The organism is Acidimicrobiales bacterium (genome assembly GCA_035533095.1).
Taxonomy (GTDB): domain Bacteria; phylum Actinomycetota; class Acidimicrobiia; order Acidimicrobiales; family Palsa-688; genus DATLUM01.
Genome location: DATLUM010000124.1, coordinates 1 through 4180, shown reverse-complemented (window position 1 = coordinate 4180; position 4180 = coordinate 1). Strand labels below are relative to the sequence as shown.

The window sequence follows — 4180 nt, the reverse complement described above, 5'->3', positions numbered from 1 at the left end:
CATGTACCTGAGCGAAGGGGGCGTCGACATCTCCACCATCGCCCTCTGGCTCGGGCACGAGCACATCGCGACGGCCCAGATCTACCTGCACGCCGACCTGCGCATCAAAGAACAAGCCCTCGCCCTCGCCGCCCCACCCGGGGCGACCCCTGGGCGCTACCGGCCCAGCGACCCACTCCTCGCCTTCCTGGAGGCCCTCTAATCATGCCGAGCGCCGCAACCCGAAACTCCCGTCCCACAAGGACCTCGTCGCACGACTCGGCATAATCAGCCGCTCGGCATTTATCTCTACCGGCTCTGGGGCTGTCGTCCATGTGGCCGACGAGGGGTTTGATGCCGGTGGGCGACACGTTCTCTTGATCGTGTCGTCGTTGTCGCCGGTGTCGCTCAAGTCCGGCGGCCCGGCTCCGATACCGAACACATGTTCGTATCCAGGGTTCGAAGGTTGGTCGGTCAGTGAGGGTGCAGCGGCTGGTGATGCCCGGGGACGGTCGGCGGTCGTGGACGGTGGTCGACGACGACGGCGTGCCGGTCGACCCGGTCGAGTCCTATCTCGCGTACCTGTGCGCGCTGGAGCGCTCACCGAACACGGTGCGGGCCTACGCGTCGAGTCTGAAGTTCTGGTTCGAGTTCTGCGCCCGCCGTGGCGTCGTGTGGGATCGGGCGCAGGTGGAGGACGTGGCCCGGTTCGTGGCCGATCTGCGGGCCCCGGCCGACAACGTGATCGTGCTTGCGCCGAGCGCTTCCCGTCGGGCGCCGTCGACGGTGAACCGGCATCTGGGGGCGGTGTTCGGGTTCTACGACTTCCATGCTCGCTCCGGGGTGAAATTGGCCGCCGGGTTGGTCGCCTGGCGCCGATCTGGCCGGGGGGCCTACAAGCCGTTCCTGCACCACATCACCAGAGGCCGGCCGGTCCCGACCCGGCCGATCAGCTTGCCGGTGCCCCGGCGGATGCCGGCCACGCTTACCGCCGAGCAGATCGGGGCGCTGCTCGCCGCCTGTGACCGGCTCCGGGACCGGCTGTTGCTGGCCATCCTGGCCGAGACGGGGATGCGGGTCGGGCAAGCCCTCGGGTTGCGTCACGCTGATATCGCAAGCCAGGTCCGGGAGGTGCGCATCGTCCCCCGGGCCGACAACGCCAATGACGCCCGGGCCAAGTGCCGCAGCGAGCACACGATCCCGGTCACCGCCGCGCTGATCCGGCTGTACTCGGAGTATCTGTTCGTCGAGTACGGCGACTTGGACTGCGACTATGTGTTCGTCAACTTGTGGGGCCAACCGTTCGGGCATCCGTTGCGCTACCAGGCGGTGTCCGGCTTGGTCGCCCGGCTACGGGCCCGGACCGGGATCGTGTTCGCCCCCCACATGCTGCGCCACAGCCACGCCACCGACCTGATCCGCCAGGGCGTGGCGATCGAGATCGTCTCCAAACGTCTCACCCACGCCAGCGTGGTCACGACCAGCCAGACCTACCTGCACCTCTCCGCCGCGGATGTGGCCGCCGAGTTGGTCCGCGCCGGTGTGTGGCCGGCCACCGAGACCCGGCCATGACCGCCCTCGCGGCGGCGACACCGGAAGGGTCGCGCCGGTGGGCGGCGACGTTGGCCGCCGCGGTGCGGCCCGAGTTCGACGTCGAGCGTTACCAACCCGGCCCGGATGACCCGGCGCTGGGCCGCGGGTCGTGCCGGGTGGCCGGCTGTGGCGGGCCGGCCAAGGCCCGCGGCATCTGCGAGGTCCACCATCGGGCGTGGACGGCCGACGGCAAACCCGACCTGGACGCCTTCGTGGCCGGTGCCTCGCCGGCCGCCCGCCAGGCCCGGAGGCCGCGGAACTCCTTTGACCTGTGGGGGCTCAAGGGAACGGCCCGCCTGGAACTGGCCTATGTCCTGCAATGCCGTCACGACGAGCGGGGCGCGCCGCTCACCCCCCGCGTGATGGGCGAGATCACCGAGCTGCTCCGGTCCAGCGGCGTGTCGTCGCTGTTGGACCGGTCCCTGGACCGGTGGTTGGCTGACCTCGCCCGGGTGACACCGGAGGAGGCGAGTGGGTCCCATGAGCGGGCACTGGTGCGCTACGCGTATGCCCGCATCGAGGACCTCGCCGCCGAGGGCGACGCCGATGTCCTCTACGGGCGTGACGTGTGGGACGCCCGCCGATTGGGGATCGAACCGCACCGCTCGCCCCACCGGATCAGCTTCACCACCGTCCACCCTGGTTGGCTTCGCGACGCGGCCAAACGTTGGGCCCGGTTCCGCCTGGCCACCGGCACGAGGTTCTCCTCGGTGGCCGGCGACGTCGCCGCCATTCGCTCCTTCTCCGGGTTCCTCGCCGCCCGGCCCGCTCCGGCCGACAACGAATCGGTCGTCACCCGGGCCGTGATCGAGGACTACCTGTTGTGGCTCGCCGGGTCCGGCCGGTCGCCCGCCACCCGCACTGGTCTGCTGGTCGGTCTGAAGATCTTCTTGGACCACAGCCGCCGTCACGGCTGGTTGCCCCGCCTGCCCGCCGACGCCATCGTCTACCGGGAAGACCTGCCCCGACGGGAAGTCGCGGTGCCCCGCTTCATCAGCGAGTTCGTGATGGGACAGCTCGAGCCCGACGAGGCGATCGCGTCTCTACCGGATGTGAGCACGCGACATCTGGTAGTCCTGCTCATCGAGGCCGGGCTGCGGGCGGGCGACGCCTGCATGCTCGCCTTCGATCCCGTCGTGACCGACTCCACTGGCTGGCCGTGCCTGCGCTATCACAACTCCAAGGTCGGCATCGAACAGCTCGTGCCGCTCTCTGAGCGTGCAGCGGCGACCATCGCCGCCCAACAACAACACGTGCGCTCCCGGTTCCCGGCCGGCTGCGCGCTGCTGTTCCCCAGACAACGGGGCAACGCCGACGGCACCCGTCCCTATCCCAGCACCAACCTCCAACAGCACCTTCTGCGCTGGTCGCGCCTGCTCGATCTGCGCGACGAGGCCGGCGAGGCGGTCACCGTGACCGCCCACCGGTTCCGCCACACCGTCGGCACAAGGATGATCAACCAAGGCGTCCCCGCCCACATCGTGCAGCGCTACCTGGGTCACGCGAGCCCGCAGATGACCGCCGTGTACGCCCACCTGCACGACCAGACGATGCGAGCCGCGTTCGACCAGTACTGCAAAAGCAGGGTCAACATCGTCGGCCAACTCCTCGCGTATGACGCCGATTCGCCGGCCACCGACGCGGAGTGGATCAAGCACAACCTGGCCCGCGTCGCCGACAGCCTGCCCAACGGCTACTGCGGACGGCCACCACAACGCGACTGTCCGCACCCGAATGCCTGTTTGACGTGCCCCGACTTCCAGACCACACCGGAGTTCCTGCCCGTGCACCGAGCCCAGGCCAAAACCAACCGTCGGCTCATCGCCAAGGCCGAAGCCGACGGACGGTTCCGGCAAGTGGCCAACCTGCGCAAGGTCCAAGACAGCCTCGACACGATCATCCCCGCCCTCGAAGCCCTCCACGGAGACGACGCCCAAGATGCGAGCTGACAACACCTCCCACCTCGCCCTCTCCACCCGGTTCCGCAGCGAACAGGCACGAGACCGGGCCATCGAAGCCATCCGATGCCTCGACCGCGACGGGCACCACGTCACCGTCGCCGCCGTGTCCCGCGTCGCTGGCGTGTCCCGCTCGTTCCTCTACCGCCATGACGACCTGCGCACCGAGATCGCTCAGCTCCGAGACGTGCCGGCAGCGGCGGACCGTCCCCTGCCCTCGCGGTTACGAGCCGGCGAGGACTCCCGACACGCCCGAGCCGAAGCGCTGCGATCCGAGATTGCACGACTCACCGACGAGAACCGGTGGCTGCGCCAACAAGCTGAAACGCTGCTCGGCGAGCGGCGGGCCGCCCCACCTGACCACACGGCCCACCCTTGAAGCCCTGCCCACGCACGCGCTCTGCCCATCCCGAACCGATGCGGGTCACCCTCACCGTCGACCTGGCCCCCGGCGTGCGAAGCGACATGGCGATCTGCATGATCCTCAACGGGCTCCTCGCCCAGCTCACGTCCGCTGCCCTCGAGGCCAGCCACGTCGGGATCGACATCGCCGGCTACCGACCCGACATCAACTGACGCAACAAACGCCCATTACGCTCCGAACCTTGCGTCGAGGACATGTCCACGACGCAACAACCCTTCTACGACAA

General features: G+C 69.1%; 5 protein-coding genes. All 5 read left to right on the top strand.

Translation table 11 applies throughout. The annotated features are described in order from the left end of the window. The coding region (locus tag VNF71_14930; GenBank protein ID HVA75850.1) for an integrase at positions 1-202 on the top strand (202 nt) is incomplete at its 5' end. Between the two features lie 254 nt (positions 203-456). Further along, entirely contained in the window at positions 457-1551 is a 1095-nt protein-coding gene (locus VNF71_14925; protein HVA75849.1) for a tyrosine-type recombinase/integrase, read from the top strand. Then, positions 1548-3521, top strand: coding sequence for a tyrosine-type recombinase/integrase (locus VNF71_14920; protein HVA75848.1), 1974 nt, complete (start codon positions 1548-1550; stop codon positions 3519-3521). The genes VNF71_14925 and VNF71_14920 overlap by 4 nt, the downstream gene beginning before the upstream one ends. Continuing rightward, positions 3511-3909 carry a DUF6262 family protein gene (locus VNF71_14915; protein HVA75847.1) on the top strand — a complete coding sequence of 133 codons (399 nt, stop codon included), beginning with the start codon at positions 3511-3513 and terminating at the stop codon, positions 3907-3909. The genes VNF71_14920 and VNF71_14915 overlap by 11 nt, the downstream gene beginning before the upstream one ends. A gap of 38 nt (positions 3910-3947) precedes the next feature. Then, positions 3948-4106, top strand: a complete 159-nt coding sequence (locus VNF71_14910; protein HVA75846.1) for a hypothetical protein — start codon at positions 3948-3950, stop codon at positions 4104-4106. Positions 4107-4180: the final 74 nt, after the last annotated feature.

Excerpts from the sequence above, each read along its gene's own strand:
- VNF71_14910 (HVA75846.1), top strand. The coding sequence starts at position 3,948 with ATGCGGGTCACCCTCACCGTCGACCTGGCCCCCGGCGTGCGAAGCGAC.
- VNF71_14920 (HVA75848.1), top strand. The coding sequence starts at position 1,548 with ATGACCGCCCTCGCGGCGGCGACACCGGAAGGGTCGCGCCGGTGGGCG.
- VNF71_14915 (HVA75847.1), top strand. The coding sequence starts at position 3,511 with ATGCGAGCTGACAACACCTCCCACCTCGCCCTCTCCACCCGGTTCCGC.